Origin of the sequence: Colwellia sp. RE-S-Sl-9 (genome assembly GCF_048296855.1) — a bacterium.
In the GTDB taxonomy this organism is placed as follows: Bacteria; Pseudomonadota; Gammaproteobacteria; order Enterobacterales; family Alteromonadaceae; genus Pseudocolwellia.
This window is the reverse complement of the sequence record NZ_CP182631.1, coordinates 3,017,238-3,039,012: the sequence shown is the minus strand read 5'-3', so window position 1 is coordinate 3,039,012 and position 21,775 is coordinate 3,017,238. Positions and strand designations below refer to the sequence as shown.

Sequence of the window (21,775 nt, the reverse complement as noted above, 5' to 3'; positions counted from 1 at the left end):
TAACATGAAATCATTAATTAAATTAAAAGCAGAACCCGGTATTTGGATGGGTGACAGCCCTAAGCCTGAAATGGGACACAACGATTTATTAATTAAAATTAATAAAACAGCTATTTGTGGCACAGATATTCATATTTATAACTGGGACGAATGGTCGCAAAAAACCATACCTGTTCCTATGGTAGTGGGCCATGAATATGCTGGTGAAGTGGTTGATATAGGGCAAGAAGTTAAAGGTTTTACTATTGGTGACCGAGTGTCAGGCGAAGGGCACATTACTTGTGGTCATTGTCGGAATTGCCGAGGTGGGCGCACACATTTATGTAGAAATACTGTTGGCGTAGGTGTAAATAGACCGGGCTCGTTTGCTGAATACCTAGTGATACCCGCTTACAACGCGTTTAAATTACCTGATGAAATTACAGATGATTTAGCTGCTATTTTTGACCCCTTTGGTAACGCTGTTCATACTGCATTATCGTTTGATTTAGTGGGTGAAGATGTACTTATTACAGGTGCTGGACCTATCGGAATTATGGCTGCAGCTGTAGCTAAACACGTAGGAGCAAGGCATGTCGTTGTTACTGACGTAAACCCTTACCGATTAGACTTAGCGTTAAAAATGGGCGCAACAAGAGCCGTTGATGTAAGTAAAACTAAGTTAACAGATGTTATGTCTGAATTAGGAATGAGCGAAGGCTTTGATGTAGGCATGGAAATGTCAGGCGTGCCTATGGCCTTTACCGATATGCTGAATAACATGAACAACGGTGGGAAAATTGCCATGTTAGGTATTCCAGGTACTGATATGGCGATTGATTGGAGTAAAGTTATTTTTAAAGGGCTTACCATTAAGGGTATTTATGGTCGCGAAATGTTTGAAACGTGGTACAAAATGGCCAGTTTAATTCAGTCAGGTTTAGATCTTACTCCAATTATTACTCATCACTATTCTATTGATGAATTTCAACAAGGTTTTGATGTGATGAGATCGGGATTATCAGGCAAAGTGATTTTAGATTGGAATTAATCCCTTTAAAAAAGCCCAAAGTAAAAATTTTGGGCTTCATACCTTTTGAACAATTCTCTAAATAATCCTTTAAACAATGATATTATTCTTATCAACAAATGAGTTAACACATATAATTATTTAAATTATTTACGAGAAGGTGATATACGTGTCAGACAGTACAACGAATTTTAAGCACATGCAGATAAGTGAACTACACCAAGCGTTAGCCGAAAAAACTTACGTTGTTGTTGATATTCGAGATCCTAATTCATTTAAAAACGGGCATATTCCTGGCGCAATAGAGTTAACCAACGAAACCCTTGCTGATTTCATGCGCGAAGCGGATCTTGACGCACCTGTTGTTGTTTGTTGTTACCACGGTCACTCTAGCCAACAAGCAGCCCAATATTTAATAAGCCAAGATTTTACAGACGTATATTCGTTAGACGGCGGTTTTACACAATGGCAATTAGAGCATCCGAGCGACGTTAGCACTTCATGAGTAACCCCGATGCGACCATAGAATTAGGCGCTTTTGTAAAAATAGATCATCACAATATTGCTTTATTGTTTTGTAATTATTTATTAAGTCAAAACATATCAGCTCAAGTTGAATCTGAAGATAATGCTTTTGTTATTTATTGTGATATTCATCAACAAGATCAGGCCAAAGATATTTTTGAAGACTTTATAAAGCAACCGCATCACCCTAAATACCAACAGGCTGCTTGGGATAATGCCGAAGTGTCTCAACTTAAAAGTAATGAGCCTTCTGTAGTTTCTCAATTTAAAGAGCAATTTTTTCGCCATGCAGGTATTGTTACTTTAGTTGTTTTTGCTATTTGTTGGTTCACTTTTATCTTAGGTGAACTCGGTTGGCAGCGAGACGTTTTTAATAAAATCGGCTTTTTTAATCATTTAAATATGGCTAATTTATTAGAGCAACCCTACCGACTTATTGGCCCTGCTTTTTTCCACTTCACTTGGCTTCATATTATTTTTAATACGATGTGGTGGTGGCAAATTGGTGGCTCTATTGAACGAACGCTAGGTAAAGGAGCGTTAATTAACCTATTTCTTGTATCGGCTATAGTTTCAAATGTTGGTCAGTTTATTGTGTCAGGCCCCAGCTTTGGTGGTTTGTCTGGCGTGGTGTATGCACTATTTGGTTATGTATGGTGGTATGACTGGCTAGCGCCGGAGAAAGGCTTAACTATTTCAAAACCTATAGTGGGCTTTTTACTGTTTTTTATGTTGTTAGGTTTTGCCAACGTGCTACCCGTTAATATGGCAAATACCGCACATTTATTGGGCTTGCTTTCAGGTTGTGGTTTAGCTTGGATTAAAATTAAATACGCTAAAAGTTAATCAATCAATTTAGTCTAAGGTTAATAAAAAGGGTGATATTTTTGTAAATATCACCCTTTCTTTTTAGCATCATGCAAATAAAAACTTATTCACTTAACCATTGGGTAAACAATAGTTTTTTAATTAACGTTCCGCCGGTTTCTTTTTTTAGTAATTCTTTTACTTTATCTTCGCATAATCGCTGTATTTCATGTCGGCCGTTAATCGACTTTATTTTAGATTCAGGCTGCTGACCAATAATGGTAATAATAGCGTCGCGGAGTAATGGCGCATGATGTTCAACTATTTCAAAGTTTGAAGAGTTCTCAATCATCAATTCAACGCTAATTCTTACGTAGCCCATTTTCTTTTTTACAGCGATGTAATTGGTGATAATAGAAGGCTCAAAGCCATAATATGCATAATCAGCCGCTTTAATCGGAGAAAAGGGTAGTAAGCAGCAAAGGGCTAAAATTAGCTTTTTCATTACAGAAAGGCTCTCTTTATACAAATAGGGTTAATTACAGTATAGATTAACCTGCTTTACTATGTTTTTTAAATAAATAATTCAATTTAGCGCGTTTAAGTTGTTCATTCTGTTTTAATTAAATACTGAGCTACTAGGTATGAAGTGGTAAATCCTGATATGATAAAGCGTTTTTTAATTCAATATTTTTTGCTATGAGCCTTCATTCACATTTATTCCCAGTAACACTTCAAACACAGTGGAACATTGCATCTAGCTATTCTTCTGATGATACTTTACATGAAGGATTATTAGATTGGTTGCTTGATCCTAGTTCTTTAACGGCACGTTTAAAAACCCATTGTGAGCATTTTAGGGTTGAAGTACTCGGCCAACAAATTATACCGTGTAGTGAGCTTGAGGCTAATCAAGATATAGCTGCTGGTGAAGAAGTGCTAGTACGTGAAGTGCTTTTGTTTTGTGATGACAAACCACAAGTCTTTGCGCGCAGTTTATTACCATTAAAAAGTTTAACGGGCGAAGAACAAAAATTAGCAGAATTAGGTGAACAATCTTTAGGGCAAGTACTTTTTAATCATCCTAACTTGATCAGAAAGTGCATTGAAGTTGCCCCATTTAATGCGTCTAGTTCATTATCGCCATTAATAAATGCGTTAAATTTATCTCAAACGAGTTCCTTGTGGGGACGACGTTCAGTATTTGTTTTAAAAAACAAACCTATTATGGTGGCGGAGGTTTTTTTACCTGAATCTGTCGCTTATGATATTGAGCTAGCTTCAGCACCATTACCAAAACATTTAATCAATAATTAAAGTATTCCGATATTATATGAACGCATTTATAGCTAAGTGGCAGGCCATTAAATTAATTACTCGAATGGATAAACCTATCGGGACGTATTTATTATTATGGCCAACCTATTGGGCGCTGTGGATTGCTCAAGAAGGTATGCCTAGTTACCACTTATTAGTTGTATTTACTTTAGGTGTTTTTATTATGCGTAGTGCCGGTTGCGTGATAAACGACTTTGCCGATAGAAAAGTTGATGGTCAGGTAAAACGTACTGAAAATAGACCGTTAGTTTCAGGCGCTATAACAACAACTGAAGCACTGACTCTGTTTTTCTTCTTGATTTTAAATGCCTTGATTTTAGTTTTAACCTTACAGCCGTATACGATTATGTTGTCGTTTGTGGCAGTGTTTCTTGCTGTTATTTACCCTTTTATGAAACGCTTTACCCATTTTCCACAAGTCTTTTTAGGGGCCGCGTTTAGTTGGGGAATGATCATGGCATTTGCTGATTCAACGGGTGAAGTCCCCTTAGTTGCTTGGTTATTGTTTGCAGCTAATTTATGTTGGACGATTGCTTACGATACTATGTATGCCATGGTTGATCGTGACGATGATCTTAAAATTGGTGTGAAATCGACCGCAATTATATTTGGATCTTTCGACAAACGCATCGTTCTGCTTTTACAGCTTATTACGCTCGCTTTGTTATTTACGGTAGGCGATATGCTGGCCTTTGGTTGGCCGTATCAATTATGTTTAGTGATTAGTGCGGGCTTGTTCACATATCAACAATTTTTGATTGTAAACCGTGAAAGAGATAAGTGTTTTCAAGCTTTTTTACATAATCATTTTGTTGGCTTAGTTGTATTTATTGGTATTTTTATAGAACACCTATAAATATACCCGTTATCTAGCAATACTCTGCAGTACTTCAATATCAGTTAAATTAATAATCACATCTTTTAAAGGTTTCAACGATTCAGTGGGTACGAGTTGACCGTCTTCATTTCTATCAATGTATTTAAGTTTTTGCATTGAACTGATCAGCATAGATTGAGCTTTTTTATCGATAAACTCTGGCGCACTAATATTGTTTAAAACACATAAACGTTTAGCAATAGAAACAACTTTTTCTTCAAAGCTTGCTTTGTCGATAGGTGATAATCGGTAAATCAGTGAACATATAATGGCAAGGCGTTGTATGGTTTCATCAATACATTCTGCTAATATTCTTGCTTTAGAGCGCAGGTTATTATCTTCTATTAACGACCAATTACCGTTATCGTTTTGCTGTGCGATATTAAGTTCAGAAAGTACGCTTAACGTGGTTTCTATATTCGTACGCATTTCATCATCAGAACCCCATAAAAACAGCTCAGACTTAATTAATTGCAGAAGTATTTGAACTTGTTTCACTATGGTTGATGTTGAGACTTTCGCATTACATTCTAATACTCTACAAACAAACGCATGTAATACGTAAGTGTGTAAAATATTATTACGGTAATAACGCATTTCAAGCGTTGCTGATTCGTCTAAAGATATAATTTCACCAAAGCTGTCTTCATTTACGGTCACTTTATTTAAAGCAATAACTTCTGCTAATAATTCGGCACCTGACTCTGGCGGAACCGTTAATTCGGTGCTGTAAGGGGCTGAACGCTGTAGCATTAAAAAGAAATCTAATTGGGATTCTAATTCTGATTTTGACAGTGCTTTGTTGTCTGTTGCATGTAATATAAGGGCCACTAACGAAACGCCATTTAATGCGGCACATTGGTTAATGTTAGTCATTACTTTATCGGCTAATAGGTTGACTGTGGGTGTTAACCATTTAGGTTTTTGTGGATCTAGTGGGTTAATTGCACTTTTCCAATCCGGTACTTCGTCTGTTAAAAATTTATTAATATTAATAGGTTCGCCAAAATTAATATAACCTTTACCATAGTTACGTAAGCTTTTTATGGCTTTAAAAACACCTAAAAAAGATTCTTTTTTCTTTTCGCTACCACTTAATTCTTTATGGTATGTACCTACTTCCATTACATGTTCGTAGCCAATATACACAGGTACTAAAGTTAATGGGCGATCTATACCGCGTAATAAGCTTTGTATGGTCATGGCTAGCATGCCGGTTTTTGCTGGTAGTAATCGCCCTGTGCGGCTTCGGCCACCTTCCGAGTAATATTTTACTGAATAGCCCCGTTCAAAAAGTAAACCTAAGTACTCTCTGAATATGGTGGAATATAATCGATTACCGTTGAAACTTCGGCGAATGAAAAACGCTCCCGCTTTTCTAAAAATAGGTCCTGCGGGCCAAAAGTTAAGATTTATACCTGCTGCAATACGCGGAGTTACTAAGCCTTCTTGCGCAATAATGTAGGTAAGGAGTAAGTAATCCATATGGCTGCGATGACAAGGCACATAAATAATTTCATGCCCTTCTTGTGCTAAATTTCTTACGGTGTTGGCATTACTAACTTCAATTTTTTTGTATAGGCGTTTCCATAGCCAAGTTAGTACGCGGGTGCCTACACTGATCATCGATTCACGATAGTCGCCAGCGATCTCGTCCATTATTTCTAACGCTTGTTTTTTAACTTTAGCTTGAGAAATATTTTTACTTTTAACTTCGTCAGCAATAATTTTTTTAATAGCAGGGTTAGCAAACATTGCCGTAAACATTTGCTGGCGGTGCATTAACCGTGGGCCGGTGACTGAAATGGTTTGACGATAAAAATGAAAGCGTGCAATACGTATTAATTTATGAGCTGTTGCTTCGTTATCGCCATGCTTTTCTTTAACGTCTCTAAAATGTAATGGATCGCTGAATCTTGCTAGCGTGTCTCTACCGGTAAATAAAACAATAAATATTTTACGTAACCAAGTTGGTGACTCTTCGTCAGCAATAACAGTGCCGACATTGGCTGTATTTTTTTCTTTGGTTGGCGTTCTTCCCCAGGTGATATTAACGGGGATCATTTGAGCGTTTAGTTCAGCGTCTAATTCATGCTCAGTTAATATATTAAAGCCTTGTTCAATGGCATTAGTTTTTGCTTTAGCTTTCCAAGGGAGAACCGATTTTGTTTTTTCTAAAAAGAACACACGAGGGAAGCTTTTGCCATTAATGGTGACTTTTTTTAATGGATTAGGTAAATCGAGTTTCTTACAGGCGCTTTGTAATGCTAAAACATCGCTGGTTGACTGATACCTAACCACATAAAAAATGGGTTGTTCTGGATCTATCTGTTTTTGATCCGCTAAATTGTCAGGGATAACTTTACATTTTACGAATAGTTTAACGGGAAATTTTAATAAGTAATGATATAACGAACGTAGTGCTGACATCTGGTGTACTCAATAATTTAGTGCGGTAATATTATCATCATCTTGTTTTTTTGTCCTTAAAAAGTCGTATGATGAGCTGTTGCTTATACATAATATCAATCAGGTAAATTTATTAAACCGCTTGGTATTAATCATTTTATTTTCATTAAATGGATCCTACATGAAAAAAATTGCAGTTTTTGTAGATGTGCAAAATATTTATTACACCACGAGAGATGCTTACCAGCGTCAGTTTAATTATAGAAAGTTTTGGGAACAATTAAGTTATCAGGGGGATATTGTCGTTGCCAATGCTTATGCCATTCAACGCAGTGACGATCAGCAACATAAATTTCAAAAGGCACTTAAACATATTGGCTTTAATGTAAAGCTTAAACCCTATATTCAACGCAGTGACGGCTCTGCTAAAGGTGATTGGGATGTTGGTATTACAATAGATGTAATGAAAATAGCAGCAGAAGTGGATACTGTTGTTTTACTTTCTGGGGATGGAGACTTTGATATGTTGTTAAATGAAGTCGCCAAAACGTATCAGGTAGAAACTCAAGTTTATGGTGTGCCTACTTTGACAGCAAATTCGCTAATTAATGCAGCAACCTCTTTTTATGAAATTAGTGAAAGCCTATTACAAAAATAACTCAAAATTATTGTCTTGCAAACGATTAATTCCTCTAGTAATTTGTAATATTCTAACTATGAATAATAACAAAAGAGAGAATATTAGATGTCGTCAGTTGATACAATTTATAAAGTCATTTTATACCCATTTATTACAGAATCTATTGCTAGCTTAAAAGCTATGACTAATTTAGCTGGTTCTTCTGGTGATACCTTTATGGACAATGTTGATGACTTTCGCTTTAAAGGTTACGCGGTTTGTTCAAATGTAACTGGCAATCTTGATGGCGTTATTATGATGCACCATTATCCAGAAACGGCAGTCGCTATTGGTAATTCAGTTTGTGAACACATGTTGAATGAAAAATATGAGTTTACAGAAATTAACGAAGAGTTAAGTAACGCACTTGCCGAGTGGGGAAATACCATTGTAGGCCGTGCCACAGATTTACATAGCCGCTATAACTTAGAATATAACTTTTCTAGCCCTTATTTTGTTAACGATGTTAATGATATGTCTAAGTATTTAGAAGGTGTTAAAGAAGTGGTTACTGTGCCTATTACGGTTGAAGGTGTTGGTCGTTATTATTTTAATTTACTTGTTCGTAGTGTTACTTATCAATCGGCAGGTGTTAAACGTGAAGAAAGCACAGGTGTAGCTAACCCGCATACTAAAGATTTACCTACTGATGCAAAAATATTACTGGTTGATGATAGTTCAATGATCCGTAAAGCCTTGAAAAATATATTAGGTAAGCTAGGCTATAATAATGTGATTGAAGCTGATGACGGTTCAACAGCCTTAACTATGGTTAAAGAGCAGAATCCTGATTTTATGTTTATGGATGTCGTTATGAATGAAGTAAATGGTAATCAAGCTTTACAAAACATTCGTAGTGCCGGATTTGATGTACCTATTGTGATGTTATCTTCAGTTACTGATAAAACACTCATTGATGAATGTGCAGGCTATGGAATATCAGGCTTTATTTTTAAACCTATTCAGGCAAGTAATGGTGCTGATATTATTAAAAATTATTTAAAGATTGCTTAATTTCAAACAACTTACATTGTTTAAAGGATACCATTCTTAAAGTAAAGGACATCAGCTATACGTATAAACTCGGGAAATTGAAGTAGCGAGATATGATAGAGAAAAATACAGGTCATTATATTAAACCAAGACTTTTATCTGTCTTTTTATTGCTTGGCCTATGTCCTTTCACTTTTTATGCTGTGTACCATTTACGTTATGGCATGTTTGATATCGGCCTTATTTCTCTTGTAAATGTGATTTTAACGGCGTTTCTTTTATTTCAAAATCACTTGAGAAGAAAAATAACTTGGCAGCTTGATGCTTTGGTTCTCAGTATTTCTTTCTTTATTGTTTATGCTTGTTACTTTTTGGGGATTAAAGGTCTTTTCTTTGCTTTCCCTTTCATTATAGGAATATTTTTTAATTACTCGGTAAAATTTGCTCTAATAACTAGCTCAATTCTTGCCGTTTTAGTCATACTTGCCTCTTCGCATTCCATGGAGGTCGATGTTGTTGCGCGGGTAGCGTTTCCGTTGATCATGACTATCATCATGTCTTATCTATATGCGAATACAATTACACGTCATAGACAAGCACTCACGCTAGAAGCTAATGTTGATTATCTTACGGGGATATATAATCGACGTAATATAAATTCATGGTTACAGCAGCAATTAAAAAATGTTGATGAACATGCTTTATTAGCTCTGTATTTTATTGATATAGATGATTTTAAACGTGTTAATGACAATTATGGGCATGGTATAGGAGATAAATTATTAATCTCTATCAGTAAAAAACTTTTATCTGTTACTCATGCTATTACCGATGATTTTTTTATTTTGCAAGGAAAAGTGGGGCGACTAGCTGGAGATGAATTTGTCGTTATTATTTCAGGAATAGCACTAGAATCTGAAGTACGATTATTTGCTGATAAGCTGCTAAATGAATTTAAAGCCCCGATTGTTATTGATGACGTTAAAGTAGATACTCAAGTAAGTATAGGCGTTGCTTCAACGCAAGATTATCTGATGACACCTGATACATTATTAAACTATGCTGATATCGCAATGTTTGAAGCGAAAAAACAAGGGAAAAATAGAGTCGGTTATTTTAATCAATTTATAGCCGATAAAGTTAGTCATAAAAATGATGTGTCTCTAGCGATTAAAGAATCATTAGCTCAAAAGTTGTTTTATCTAAATTTCATGCCTATTTATGATTCAACAGCTACACAAATTGTAGGTGCAGAAGCTCTTATTAGAAGTCATCATCCTTTACTTTCTAGCATTGGACCTGAAGCATACATAAGAATAGCGGAAGAATATGGTTTAGTGGCGGAAGTTGACCTGTTTGTAATCGAATCATGTTTTCAGTACATGGAAAAACTAATTCCGGAACTTACTCTTAGACCATTTTTGTTAGCGATTAACATCTCATCTTTAGAGCTTAAAAATGAAGAGCTGCCAAATAAAATAGAAGCGCTAGCAAAGCAATATGATATTCCACCAGCAATGATTGAATTTGAGATTACAGAAACAAGTTTGGTTGATCACGGTTATAAAAGTATTAAGCTATTACAACGTATTAAAAAAATGGGCTACAAATTGTCTTTAGATGACTTTGGTACAGGTTATACCGCATTTAATCAGCTACAGCATTTCCCAGTAGATACCCTTAAAATAGATAGAAGCTTTATTTGGGCAATTGATCCAAACTATAACAATGAAGGGTTAATGATAGATGTTATTTTATCGCTCGCTAAATTGTATAAGTTGAATGTTATTGCTGAAGGTGTAGAAGAGCCTTATCAGCTTGAGTACCTTAAAAAACTTAATTGTTCTCAGTACCAAGGTTACTTATTATCTAAACCTCTAGATTGGGAAGTATTTAAAGAAGAGCTATACCATAATCAACAAGGATTTAAGGTCGCGTTAGCTAGATAACAGGATTTCCTAACATTTTTATAAACAGGCTGTTTACTCTTTTTTATCCTCAATAAAATTGAAGGTTACTCGTAATTCGTATGGGAAAATAGACAATTCCTCGCTATAATCACGCCATAAAAATAGTGTCGTTTTCAGGTGCTATCACTCATATTAGTAAGGTGTCATGTGACTACTCCGGGTAATTTATTCATTCTATCTGCGCCAAGTGGGGCAGGAAAATCAAGCTTAATCAAAGCACTACTTAAACAAGATTCAACAAGAGAAATGCAAGTTTCTGTATCGCACACTACGCGTAATGCTCGCCCTGGTGAAGAGAACGGTCAGCATTATCATTTTGTTTCTAAAGTCGAGTTTGAAAAGTTAATTGAGAAAAAAGCATTTTATGAACATGCTGAAGTCTTTGGTAATTACTATGGTACGTCCGAAGCAGCTATTGATGAACAACTGGCAAAAGGTATTGATGTTTTACTCGATATCGACTGGCAAGGCGCGCAACAAGTTCGAATGAAAAAGCCGAGTGTTACCACTATTTTTATTTGTCCTCCTTCTAAAAGCGAATTAGAAAAGCGTTTACAAGGTCGAGGTCAAGATAGCCAAGAGGTTATTAACGAGCGTATGGCACAAGCGCAATCTGAATGTTCACATTATCAAGAGTTTGATTACATCATTGTTAACGATGATTTTGATCAGGCGGTAGTTGACTTAACAACGATTGTAAATAACCAACGCTTAAAACGTAGCCAACAAGTGATCACTCATCAAACGCTTTTTGATGATTTACTATCAGATTAATTAATTTATTTTTAATGATTAAATCACGCCAAGTTGCTTGCGTAGTGGGCGTATGATCGAGTAAACTACCCGACTATTTTTTGAAATTTTAAATGCTGGAGTGACCAAATGGCTCGCGTAACTGTTGAAGATGCCGTAGATAAAGTCGGTAATCGTTTTGACTTGGTGCTTATTGCATCTCGTCGTGCTCGTCAAATTGCAACTGGCGGTAAAGAACCTTTGGTTGATAGAGAAAATGATAAACCAACAGTATTAGCTTTACGTGAAATTGAAGCGGGTTTAATTACTACTGAAGTAATGGACCATTCAGATCACCACGAGCAAATACAACAAGAATCTGCTGAACTAGCGGCAGTAGCTGCAATTGTAGGTGGTCATAACCAGTAGCTTTCACATAGTGAAGGTAAGCCACCCAAAAACGCGTAATAAATTGTTTGCAATGATTACGCGTTTTTTAATGCTTAATTTTTAGCATTCATCAAGTAAAACGTTGGCATTGTTAGTAATTCAACGTATTCTTATTTTATTAGCTGTAAAGCAAAATGTATCATCACTTCTTAAGTTAATTTAACTTATTTTATATATTCAAATGTGTTGTTCTTTGTTTTACTTGTATTGTTATTCAGATTATTTCTATCAAACAACTTAGTTTGGTTGGTATTATTTTTTAAGGTGTTGTGAGTGTATCTTTTTGAACCATTAAAAGATCTTGTCTCAAGTTATTTGTCGAAAGTACAAATAGACTTGCTTAAACAAGCTTATATTGTTGCTCGAGAAGCACATGAAGGACAAATGCGTTCAAGTGGCGAACCTTACATTACACATCCTGTCGCCGTAGCGATTAATTTAGCTAAAATGAATTTAGACCATGAAACCCTCATGGCTGCGTTATTGCACGATGTTATTGAAGACACCAGCACCACTAAAAAAGAACTTGCTGATTTATTTGGCGACACGGTTGCCGAGTTAGTTGAAGGTGTGAGTAAATTAGATAAGCTAAAATTTGATAATAAAGAACAAATGCAAGCGGAAAACTTCCGTAAAATGATCCTTGCTATGGTGCAAGATATTCGCGTAATTCTCATTAAATTAGCCGATCGTACTCACAATATGCGTACTTTAGAGTCACTTAGACCTGATAAACGTCGACGCATCGCCCGTGAAACATTGGAAATATACGCCCCAATAGCGAACCGCTTGGGTATTCACGACATTAAGAACGAATTAGAAACTTTAGGGTTTGAAGCTTTATACCCTATGCGTTCAAGAGCGCTTAAATCAGCAGTTAAGCAAGCACGTGGTAATCGTAAAGAAATTATCAATAATATTCTCAAAGAAATAGCTTCAAGACTTGAAGAAAGTGGTATTAAAGCCGAAGTGCAAGGTCGTGAAAAGCACTTATATTCTATTTATCAAAAAATGTTAAACAAAGAGTTATCTTTTAACGAAGTGATGGATGTTTACGCATTTCGAATTATCGTTGAAGATAAAATAGATGATTGTTATCGCGCATTAGGCGCAGTACATAACTTATTTAAGCCGGTAGAATCTCGCTTCAAAGACTATATTGCTATTCCTAAAACTAACGGTTATCAGTCGTTACATACCGCATTAATTGGTCCTCATGGTATTCCTGTTGAAATTCAAATACGTACCCGCGACATGGACCAAATGGCGGATAAAGGCGTGGCAGCACATTGGTTATACAAACAAGCGGGCGACGATACGGGCACTACAGCGCAAATGAAAGCGCGACGTTGGATGCAAAGCTTAATTGAATTGCAGCAAAGTGCAGGTACTTCATTTGAGTTTATCGAAAACGTAAAATCAGATTTATTTCCTGAAGAAATTTATGTTTTTACTCCTGATGGGCGTATTATCGAGCTCCCCATGGGAGCAACCCCTGTCGATTTTGCGTATGCGGTTCATACCGATGTGGGTAATTCATGTGTAGGTGTAAAAGTTGACCGTAAACCTCACCCATTAAGTCAGCCTATTGATTCAGGCCAAACCATTGAAGTTATCACCTCGCAAGCCGCCAGACCAAATGCCACTTGGTTAAATTTTGTTGTTACCTCTAAAGCACGTTTACAAATTAGAGCTTATTTACGCTCAAGAGAACAAAGCGATTCAGAAACGCTAGGCCTGAGATTACTTAGCCATGCTTTAGGAAAAACCAAGTTATTAGATATTGCCGAAGAAAAAGTTCAGCAAGTTATTAAAGAAAGTGGCTATGAAACCTTTAAAGAATTACTTGTTAGTATAGGTTTAGGTAACTCGCTAAGTATTGTGATTGCCCGCCGCTTAACCGATGAATTCACAGAAGAAAACGAATTAAATGGTGCTAATAATGCGCCCACAAAAACTAAAATGCCGATAAAAGGTACAGAAGGCATGGTAGTTACTTACGGTAAGTGTTGTCGCCCTATTCCTGGCGATGGTATTTTAGCGTATTTAAGTCCAGGTAAAGGATTGATTATTCATCAACAAGGATGCCGTAATATTAAAGGTCATGGGCAAAAAAGCTTATTCCCCGTAAGATGGGATACAGAAATAGACCGTGATTTTATTGCTAAACTACGTATCGAAATTATCAATCATCAAGGCGCCCTAGCCGCATTAACTAATGTTATTGCGCGCCGTGGTTCAAATGTACATTCATTAAACTCAGGTGAAAAAGAACCTGGCGTTTATGCTATCGACATGGAAATAACCTGTCGAGATCGAATACACCTCGCAGATATTATCCGTAAAATAAAAGTTATGGTTGATGTACAACGCGTTATCCGTAACAAATAAATATCCCATTCATTACATATTAAACAAAGAAATAAACAGAGTATTAACTTATGAAAACAATTATCGCTACAGACGCAGCACCAAGTGCTATCGGTACATACAGCCAAGCTGTAAAAGTAAACAATACCGTATATCTTTCAGGTCAAATTCCTCTAGTACCTGCAACGATGACCGTAGTTGAAGGCGGCTTTGCAGAGCAAGCACATCAAGTATTTAAAAACCTAGTAAGCGTATGTGAAGCAGCAGGTGGCGACTTAAACGACATGGTTAAAGTAAATATCTTCTTACAAGATTTAGAAAACTTTGCTGTAGTAAATGAAGTAATGAGCGAATATTTCGACGCCCCATATCCCGCACGCGCAGCTGTACAGGTAGCAAGGTTACCTAAAGACGTAGAAATAGAAATAGATGGTATTATGGAATTACCAAGCACTCGATAAGCAAACGTAGTGAACCTTAAATTTACCTTTTGAGCCAGTATTAGCATGACACCAGAAAGACACCAACGCATTTTAGCCTTGTTAGATAAAAGGCAGCCCGACCTAACAGTATGTATGGAAGGCGTACATAAAACCCATAACTTAGCTGCAGTGGTAAGAACCGCTGATGCTATTGGGATAAGCGATGTTCACGCTGTTTGGAAAAGCGATAAAATGCGTGTTTCAGGTGGTAGTGCTGTAGGTAGTCAAAACTGGGTTGATGTTCACGGACATAAAAACACCAAAGATGCGATTGCTGAGCTAAAACGACAAAACATGCAAGTGTTAGTTACTAACTTATCAGACACGGCGGTAGACTACCGCGACGTTGATTATACTAAGCCAACGGCTATTATTTTAGGTCAAGAGAAGTTCGGTGCTTCACCAGAAGCGTTAGAACTCGCTGACCAAGATATTGTTATTCCTATGGTAGGCATGGTGCAATCGCTTAACGTTTCAGTAGCCAATGCGGTTGTTTTGTATGAAGCTCAACGTCAACGCCAGTTAGCAGGCCTTTACGATAAGCCTCGATTATCTGAAGAGCGCCGTCAACGTGTTTTATTTGAAGGCGGACATCCTATTTTTGCTGAAGCCTGTAAACGTAAAGGTTTACCTTATCCACAAATAGACGAAGAAGGGCAAATAGTCGCTTCTGAAGATTGGTGGCAAAAAATGCAAATGACAAAAGACGCATGGCAAAACATCGACGATTAACATGGATACACCTGCATCAGGACGCTAGTTTATGACTCAAGCTCGGCTGGGTATTAGTAATTTAGCGCAAACGCCTATCACTGTATTAAAAGGTGTGGGGCCAGGTTTAGCGTCTAAACTAGAAAAGCTTGGTCTCGAATCACTTCAAGATTTATTATTTCATTTACCTCTTCGTTATGAAGACCGGACACGTATCACTACAATACGTGATCTTATGGTGGGTACACATACCAACATCATTGGTGAAATAACCGATAATCAAATCGTTCAAGGCAAACGCCGTATGCTCATGGTTACGTTGAGCGATGGTACAGGCGTTATTAACTTACGCTTTTTCCATTTCACAGCGAATCAAAAAAACAGTTTAGCCATTGGTACAAGCATTCGTTGCTATGGTGAAATTAGTCGAGGCGCGCGCAGTTTTGAAATAGTTCACCCTGAATATAAACCACTTGATAACGATGTAGAACTTACCCCCGTTGAAGAAACACTAACGCCGGTTTATTCAACTACTGATGGTTTAAGGCAAATATCGTTGCGTAATTTAACCGAACAAGCGTTAATACGATTAGAACGCGGCCAAGTGGAAGAACTGTTACCAGCAGAATTTATTGATTCGTCATACACCTTAACTGAAGCGTTAAAAACACTACATCGACCACCACCAGATACGTCTATTTCACAAATTGAAGAAGGCAAACATCCGGCACAAATACGCTTAATTAAAGAAGAACTTATCGCCCATAATTTAAGTATGCTTAAATTAAGGCAGTCGGTAGATAAAGAAAATGCTTTTCCTTTAACCGTAAACGAAAGCCTAAATCAACAATTTCTCGCGAGCTTACCGTTCGAACCCACAAATGCACAAACACGTGTGGCAAACGAAATACGTACAGACTTAGCCAATAGCACGCCTATGATGCGTTTAGTACAGGGTGATGTTGGATCAGGTAAAACCTTAGTTGCCGCTTTAGCAGCACTTACCGCGCTAGGTGAAGGCTTTCAGGTTGCCTTAATGGCGCCTACCGAAATACTAGCAGAGCAACACGCCATTAACTTCGAAAAATGGTTTACGCCACTTAATATTTCAGTCGGTTGGTTAGCGGGTAAAACCAAGGCAAAAGCCCGTAGATTGGCATTAGAAAACATGGCCAATGGTAATATGCAGCTGGTTATTGGTACCCATGCATTATTTCAAGAAGACGTTGTTTTTAAAAATCTCGTGTTAATTATCATTGATGAACAACATAAATTTGGTGTTCATCAGCGTTTAACATTACGAGAAAAAGGCGCGTTTGATAACAAATATCCGCACCAGCTTATTATGACGGCAACCCCTATTCCTAGAACCTTAGCGATGACTGCTTACGCTGATCTCGATACTTCTGTTATTGACGAGTTACCACCGGGTAGAACACCTATTACAACCATTGCCTTACCTGATTCCCGACGAGATGCCGTGATAGATCGTATTCGAGAAGGTTGTACTCAAGATAACCGTCAAGCTTATTGGGTATGTACACTTATTGAAGAATCTGAAGTACTGCAATGCCAAGCGGCTGAAGACACCGCTGTGTATTTACAAGAACAACTACCAGAATTAAAAATAGGCTTAGTACATGGGCGAATGAAAGCCGCTGAAAAGCAAGAAATAATGGACCAGTTTAAACAGGGCGAACTTCATTTGTTAGTGGCAACCACTGTAATCGAGGTGGGTGTAGATGTACCAAATTCAAGTTTAATGGTGATCGAAAACCCTGAACGTTTAGGTTTGGCTCAACTACATCAACTACGGGGCCGAGTGGGTCGTGGTGCTGTAGCTTCACATTGTGTGTTAATGTACAAAACTCCCTTGTCTAAAACCGCAACAAAACGTTTAGCCGTATTACGAGAAAGTAACGATGGTTTTGTTATTGCCGAAAAAGATTTACAAATACGTGGCCCAGGTGAATTATTAGGAACACGACAAACAGGCTTAGCTGAATTAAAAATAGCGGATTTAGTGAGGGATGCTCATCTTATTCCTACCGTTCAGCAACAGGCGTATTTATTATGGAACAAATATCCGCAACAAGCGGTCTTACTTATCAACCGATGGTTAGCTAACAAGGAAAAATACTCAAATGCTTAAAAATATAATCAAAACAGTAGCGCTACTCAGTGGCATTATTGTTAGTGCAATGACTTTTAATGCCTCTGCAACTAGCTTAAAAGTGGGTGATAAAGCACCTAACTTTAACCTACAAGCCACAACGGGCGACTTTTATAATCTAAAAGATTTTTTGGGTAAAACCAATGTAGTATTAGCTTGGTATCCAAGAGCAAATACACACGGCTGTACTATTGAATGTAAATCGTTAGTAGAAAAAGGGCATTTAGTTAGAGCATTTAACGCTGAATACTTTATGGCAAGTGTTGACGAATTAGATGCAAACCGAGACTTCGCTAAAAAAACCAATGCCGACTTTCCTATGCTAAGTGATCCTACTAAAGAGGTTGCAGAAGCTTACGATGTGTTACACATGCTAGGTTTTGCAAAACGCATTACTTTTTATATTGGAAAAGACGGCACTATTTTAAAAATAGACGAAGATATAAAACCAGCCACAGCAGCAGAAGATATGGCTGCAACATTAGCAGAATTGAATGTAGAGAAAAGTGGCCAAGCCGAATAAAAAAGGCCCCACAAAAACTGTTAATGTTTATTGTGCAAAGTGCCGTAGTCAGCTTTATAAATATCGTAAAGGTGGTACAGGTACTTTGCTCAAATGTTTTAAAGAACGTATTACTCAAGATTTTACCAACGAAAGCTGTATTTGCCCTTCATGTGATAGCACCTTTGCTCGAGAAACACTGATTCGTGGTGTTCCCGCTTTTAAGATTATTGGTGGGAAAGTGAGTGTTAAGTAACTCATTTACTTTCCGTTAATTATCTCTTGTCGCTCAGCTTCGTATTCTTTGTATGATTTTGTGTTGATTGTTTCTAGACACTGTTCTCTTTCAACACCTACTTTGTGATTACAATTAATTTCTACTTGTTTTTGTGTATGTTGGTAAAGTTGTTGAGAAGAACAAGCGGATAACACTATTGGTAAGCTTATCCATAGTATTTTTTGTATCATTTGTAGTCCTTGTATTAAATAGTTGTTGTAAACAAATCGTAAACCAAGCCATGATTAATACGATTACTGAAAATCATGAAGGTTCAATAGATAGATAAACTTATTCTATTGTGTTTGGTATGACTTAACTAACCTGAGTTCGGTTTAATAAGTAGTTAACTTACTATTAATAATTCAGTCAAAGTGAGTTAAACTAAGGCTAATTATTGCTACAAGCGAATTTAAGATGTCACCTCAAGATCAAGACAATCAAGAAAACAGCACTCACTTTGGTTACCAAACGGTAGATAAAAGCGAGAAAGAATCTAAAGTTGCCGGAGTATTTCATTCTGTGGCGGCACAATACGATGTAATGAACGATTTAATGTCGTTTGGTATTCATCGATTATGGAAACGATTTACTATTGATGCCAGCGGTGTACGCCCCGGTAACAAGGTGCTTGATTTAGCTGGTGGTACGGGTGACTTAACAGCGAAATTCTCTCAACTTGTAGGTAAAGATGGGCAAGTTATTTTAGCTGATATCAACAGTTCAATGCTGAATGTAGGTCGTGATAAATTACGTGACCGTGGTTTAGTACAAAACATTGAATACGTACAAGCTAACGCGCAACACCTACCTTTTGAAGACAACACCTTCGATATTATTACTATTGCATTTGGTTTACGTAACGTAACTGATAAAGACGAAGCATTACGCTCTATGTATCGCGTACTTAAACCCGGTGGTCGTTTATTGGTATTAGAGTTTTCAAAACCAGAGCAAGAGCTTGTTAGTAAAGCCTACGATTTTTACTCGTTTAACATTTTACCTAAAATGGGCGAGCTAGTGGCTAAAGACGGTGATAGCTATCAGTATTTAGCTGAGTCTATTCGTATGCATCCTGACCAAGATACATTAAAAGAAATGATGGATAACGCGGGCTTTGAACAAACTACTTATAAAAACTTAACTGGCGGCGTTGTAGCTCTGCATAAAGGTTATAAGTTTTAGTGGCAAACAATACCACCTTGCATCAGCAACTTTTATGCTCAGCGCTTGAAGCTATTATTAATAAGGCTTTAGTATTAAGCTTAAATGGTACGCAAAGTCTTTATCCGCTAGAGCAAAAAAACTTAGTAGTACATTTGGCTGAGCTGGGCTTCCCGTTAAGTTTTATTGTGAATAACAGCAAGGTATTGGTAACTTCGTTAAGAGAAAACCCTGATTGCGCCATTCATACCAGTGTTAAAACCTTAGTGGCTTTAAAAAACGAGCAATCGTTAACCGAGCTAATAAAACAAGACAAGCTAGATATTGTTGGCGACATTAAAATTGCCCAACAATATGCCAACATGGCTGAAACATTAGACATTGATTGGCAAAGCGAATTAGCCAAACACATTGGCGATATACCAACCTATAAATTAACCCAGTTAAGTAAAAAACTCGCCGATAAACTGGGCTTTGCCGTTAAGCAAATTCAAGCGGATTCAACTGAGTGGTTAGTACACGAAAAGCGTTTAGTGGTTACAAGTAGCCAAATAGCGGCATTTAATTTACAAGTAAGTGAATTAGAAATACACACTGAAACAGTAAACGACAGGTTTTTAGCCATTGAAAAAGCGCTATTAAATCGCCCCAGCAAACAACCTGCAGTAAACAGCAACAAGGATTCTTGTGAGTAGCTTACGCCTTTATAAAATTGTTCAAACTTTTCTGCAATATGGATTAGACGAGCTCGTACCTAAAAAGTCTCTGCCTTGGTATGCAAAGTTAGCCCGCGTGAGTTTATTTTGGTTAGGTAATAAACATAAAGATAAGCCTGTTGCCTTAAGGTTTCGATTAGCTATTGAATCGCTAGGTCCTGTTTTTATTAAATTTGGACAAATGCTTTCAACGAGGCGCGATCTACTTCCGCCCGACTTTGCTGATGAATTAGCACTTCTTCAAGATCAAGTTGTGCCGTTTGATGGTGAAAAAGCTAAACAGCTAATAATTGATGCCATGGGTGAAGATGTTTTTAACGAACATTTCAGCGAATTTAATATCGAACCACTAGCTTCGGCTTCTATCGCGCAAGTGCATACAGCTAAGTTACATACTGAAAAGCATGGCAAGACGAATATCGTTATTAAGGTATTACGCCCTGATATTGAAAAAGTGATTATTGCTGATATAGAAGTCATGTCGCTTTTTGCGGGTATTGTTGCTCGCTGGTTGTCTGACGGAAAAAGGCTACGACCTAAAGAAGTAGTACAAGAATACAAAAAAACAATTTTAGATGAATTAGATTTAAATCGTGAAGCGGCTAACGCTATTCAGCTGAAACATAATTTTTCACAAGGTCGTGAACAAGACCATGTTTTATATGTACCTGAAATTCATAGCGAATACAGCAGTAAAAATGTACTCGTTATGGAGCGTATTTACGGTATTGGTGTAGGTGAAATTGAAACGCTACACGCATTAGGCGTAGATATGAAGTTATTGGCTGAGCGCGGTGTTGAAGTGTTTTTCACGCAAGTATTTCGCGACAGTTTTTTTCATGCTGATATGCACCCAGGTAATGTATTTGTTGATGCAACTAGCCCCGCAGATCCAACATGGATTGCCATAGATTGCGGGATTGTAGGTACACTGAACCAAGAAGATAAACGTTATTTAGCTGAAAACTTTGTTGCCTTTTTTAATCGCGATTACCGAAAAGTAGCACAATTGCACGTAGATTCAGGCTGGGTTCCTAGCAATACCAGTGTTGATGAATTTGAGTTTGCTATTAGAGCGGTATGCGAGCCTATTTTTAATAAACCTTTGGCTGAAATATCGTTTGGGCAAGTGCTAGTAAACTTATTTAGTACGGCACGTAGATTCAATATGGAAGTACAGCCGCAGCTCGTTTTATTACAAAAAACCTTACTGTACATTGAAGGTTTAGGCCGTCAGTTATATCCGCAATTAGACTTATGGCAAACCGCAAAACCCTTTTTAGAAAATTGGGTAAAAGAGCAAATGGGCATAAAAGCTGTTTTTGCAAAAATTAAAGAAAACATTCCTTTTTGGAATGAAAAGCTTCCTGAAATTCCTGATTTAGTTTACGACTATTTACGCGCAGGAAAAGATAGCCATAATAAGCATTTACAATTAATAGAACTATTGAAAGAACAACAGTCTCGCCAACATAAAGGGCTTATGATTGTTATTGGATTAAGCGCTATATTAATTAGTGCTTCTATTTTTTTTAGTTTGTAGTTCTGTCTTTTAATAAAGTTAGGTTATGTAGACATAAAAATCCCTATA

22 protein-coding genes are annotated in these 21,775 nt (G+C 37.1%); 19 read left to right on the top strand and 3 right to left on the bottom strand.

All coding sequences use genetic code 11. The features are described 5' to 3' along the window. The first annotated feature begins 4 nt into the window (after positions 1-4). The 3 genes from tdh (at position 5) to glpG (ending at position 2,380) form a co-directional block, all read left to right on the top strand. Entirely contained in the window at positions 5-1,030 is a 1,026-nt protein-coding gene (gene tdh, locus ACM9HF_RS13110; RefSeq protein WP_473609231.1) for an L-threonine 3-dehydrogenase, read from the top strand. Between the two features lie 148 nt (positions 1,031-1,178). Next, a complete protein-coding gene (gene glpE / locus ACM9HF_RS13105; protein ID WP_473609228.1) occupies positions 1,179-1,514 on the top strand; it encodes a thiosulfate sulfurtransferase GlpE in 336 nt (111 codons plus the stop codon). Further along, complete coding sequence (gene glpG / locus ACM9HF_RS13100; RefSeq protein ID WP_473609224.1) at positions 1,511-2,380, top strand: rhomboid family intramembrane serine protease GlpG; 870 nt, start codon at positions 1,511-1,513, stop codon at positions 2,378-2,380. The genes glpE and glpG overlap by 4 nt, the downstream gene beginning before the upstream one ends. An 85-nt stretch (positions 2,381-2,465) precedes the next feature. Here glpG and ACM9HF_RS13095 read toward each other — a convergent pair whose 3' ends face one another. Then, positions 2,466-2,846 (bottom strand): flagellar basal body-associated protein FliL, encoded by a 381-nt coding sequence (locus ACM9HF_RS13095; RefSeq protein ID WP_089024863.1) that lies wholly within the window; start codon positions 2,844-2,846, stop codon positions 2,466-2,468. A 194-nt stretch (positions 2,847-3,040) separates the two neighbouring features. Between ACM9HF_RS13095 and ACM9HF_RS13090 the strand changes: the two genes are divergently transcribed. Continuing rightward, positions 3,041-3,658 carry a chorismate--pyruvate lyase family protein gene (locus ACM9HF_RS13090; protein WP_473609219.1) on the top strand — a complete coding sequence of 206 codons (618 nt, stop codon included), beginning with the start codon at positions 3,041-3,043 and terminating at the stop codon, positions 3,656-3,658. Between the two features lie 16 nt (positions 3,659-3,674). Continuing rightward, on the top strand, positions 3,675-4,535 hold the full coding sequence (ubiA, locus tag ACM9HF_RS13085) for a 4-hydroxybenzoate octaprenyltransferase (RefSeq protein WP_473609215.1): 861 nt from the start codon (positions 3,675-3,677) through the stop codon (positions 4,533-4,535). A gap of 9 nt (positions 4,536-4,544) precedes the next feature. Here ubiA and plsB read toward each other — a convergent pair whose 3' ends face one another. Continuing rightward, positions 4,545-6,986, bottom strand: coding sequence for a glycerol-3-phosphate 1-O-acyltransferase PlsB (gene plsB / locus ACM9HF_RS13080; protein ID WP_473609211.1), 2,442 nt, complete (start codon positions 6,984-6,986; stop codon positions 4,545-4,547). Positions 6,987-7,146: 160 nt separating this feature from the next. Here plsB and ACM9HF_RS13075 point away from each other — a divergent pair, with 160 nt between their 5' ends. The 11 genes from ACM9HF_RS13075 to ACM9HF_RS13025 all read left to right on the top strand — a co-directional run bounded on the left by ACM9HF_RS13075 (position 7,147) and on the right by ACM9HF_RS13025 (position 18,283). Beyond that, positions 7,147-7,623, top strand: coding sequence for a LabA-like NYN domain-containing protein (locus ACM9HF_RS13075; protein WP_473609207.1), 477 nt, complete (start codon positions 7,147-7,149; stop codon positions 7,621-7,623). Between the two features lie 87 nt (positions 7,624-7,710). Next, positions 7,711-8,658 (top strand): response regulator, encoded by a 948-nt coding sequence (locus ACM9HF_RS13070; protein WP_473609203.1) that lies wholly within the window; start codon positions 7,711-7,713, stop codon positions 8,656-8,658. Positions 8,659-8,750: 92 nt separating this feature from the next. Then, on the top strand, positions 8,751-10,586 hold the full coding sequence (locus ACM9HF_RS13065) for a putative bifunctional diguanylate cyclase/phosphodiesterase (protein WP_473609199.1): 1,836 nt from the start codon (positions 8,751-8,753) through the stop codon (positions 10,584-10,586). 168 nt (positions 10,587-10,754) lie between these two features. Next, a complete protein-coding gene (gene gmk, locus ACM9HF_RS13060; protein WP_473609196.1) occupies positions 10,755-11,381 on the top strand; it encodes a guanylate kinase in 627 nt (208 codons plus the stop codon). 108 nt (positions 11,382-11,489) lie between these two features. Next, positions 11,490-11,768 (top strand): DNA-directed RNA polymerase subunit omega, encoded by a 279-nt coding sequence (rpoZ, locus tag ACM9HF_RS13055; RefSeq protein WP_077339847.1) that lies wholly within the window; start codon positions 11,490-11,492, stop codon positions 11,766-11,768. Between the two features lie 294 nt (positions 11,769-12,062). After that, complete coding sequence (gene spoT / locus ACM9HF_RS13050) at positions 12,063-14,180, top strand: bifunctional GTP diphosphokinase/guanosine-3',5'-bis pyrophosphate 3'-pyrophosphohydrolase (protein WP_473609189.1); 2,118 nt, start codon at positions 12,063-12,065, stop codon at positions 14,178-14,180. A gap of 50 nt (positions 14,181-14,230) precedes the next feature. Next, entirely contained in the window at positions 14,231-14,620 is a 390-nt protein-coding gene (locus tag ACM9HF_RS13045) for a RidA family protein (protein ID WP_076417484.1), read from the top strand. Between the two features lie 45 nt (positions 14,621-14,665). Then, complete coding sequence (trmH, locus tag ACM9HF_RS13040; protein ID WP_473609184.1) at positions 14,666-15,373, top strand: tRNA (guanosine(18)-2'-O)-methyltransferase TrmH; 708 nt, start codon at positions 14,666-14,668, stop codon at positions 15,371-15,373. Between the two features lie 52 nt (positions 15,374-15,425). Further along, positions 15,426-17,504, top strand: coding sequence for an ATP-dependent DNA helicase RecG (gene recG, locus ACM9HF_RS13035; protein WP_473618304.1), 2,079 nt, complete (start codon positions 15,426-15,428; stop codon positions 17,502-17,504). Between the two features lie 49 nt (positions 17,505-17,553). Continuing rightward, positions 17,554-18,048, top strand: coding sequence for a peroxiredoxin (locus ACM9HF_RS13030; RefSeq protein WP_473618303.1), 495 nt, complete (start codon positions 17,554-17,556; stop codon positions 18,046-18,048). Then, positions 18,032-18,283: a hypothetical protein gene (locus ACM9HF_RS13025; RefSeq protein ID WP_473609181.1), complete on the top strand. Its 252-nt coding sequence runs from the start codon at positions 18,032-18,034 to the stop codon at positions 18,281-18,283. Before ACM9HF_RS13030 ends, ACM9HF_RS13025 begins: the two co-directional genes overlap by 17 nt. 5 nt (positions 18,284-18,288) lie before the next feature. Here ACM9HF_RS13025 and ACM9HF_RS13020 read toward each other — a convergent pair whose 3' ends face one another. Continuing rightward, positions 18,289-18,495, bottom strand: coding sequence for a hypothetical protein (locus ACM9HF_RS13020; protein WP_473609178.1), 207 nt, complete (start codon positions 18,493-18,495; stop codon positions 18,289-18,291). A gap of 226 nt (positions 18,496-18,721) precedes the next feature. Here ACM9HF_RS13020 and ubiE point away from each other — a divergent pair, with 226 nt between their 5' ends. Genes ubiE through ubiB form a run of 3 tightly spaced genes read left to right on the top strand, consistent with a single transcriptional unit; the run spans position 18,722 to position 21,727 of the window. Beyond that, entirely contained in the window at positions 18,722-19,489 is a 768-nt protein-coding gene (ubiE, locus tag ACM9HF_RS13015) for a bifunctional demethylmenaquinone methyltransferase/2-methoxy-6-polyprenyl-1,4-benzoquinol methylase UbiE (protein WP_473609174.1), read from the top strand. Then, on the top strand, positions 19,489-20,163 hold the full coding sequence (locus ACM9HF_RS13010) for a ubiquinone biosynthesis accessory factor UbiJ (RefSeq protein WP_473609170.1): 675 nt from the start codon (positions 19,489-19,491) through the stop codon (positions 20,161-20,163). The genes ubiE and ACM9HF_RS13010 overlap by 1 nt, the downstream gene beginning before the upstream one ends. After that, on the top strand, positions 20,156-21,727 hold the full coding sequence (gene ubiB / locus ACM9HF_RS13005) for a ubiquinone biosynthesis regulatory protein kinase UbiB (RefSeq protein ID WP_473609166.1): 1,572 nt from the start codon (positions 20,156-20,158) through the stop codon (positions 21,725-21,727). The genes ACM9HF_RS13010 and ubiB overlap by 8 nt, the downstream gene beginning before the upstream one ends. Positions 21,728-21,775 lie beyond the last annotated feature (48 nt).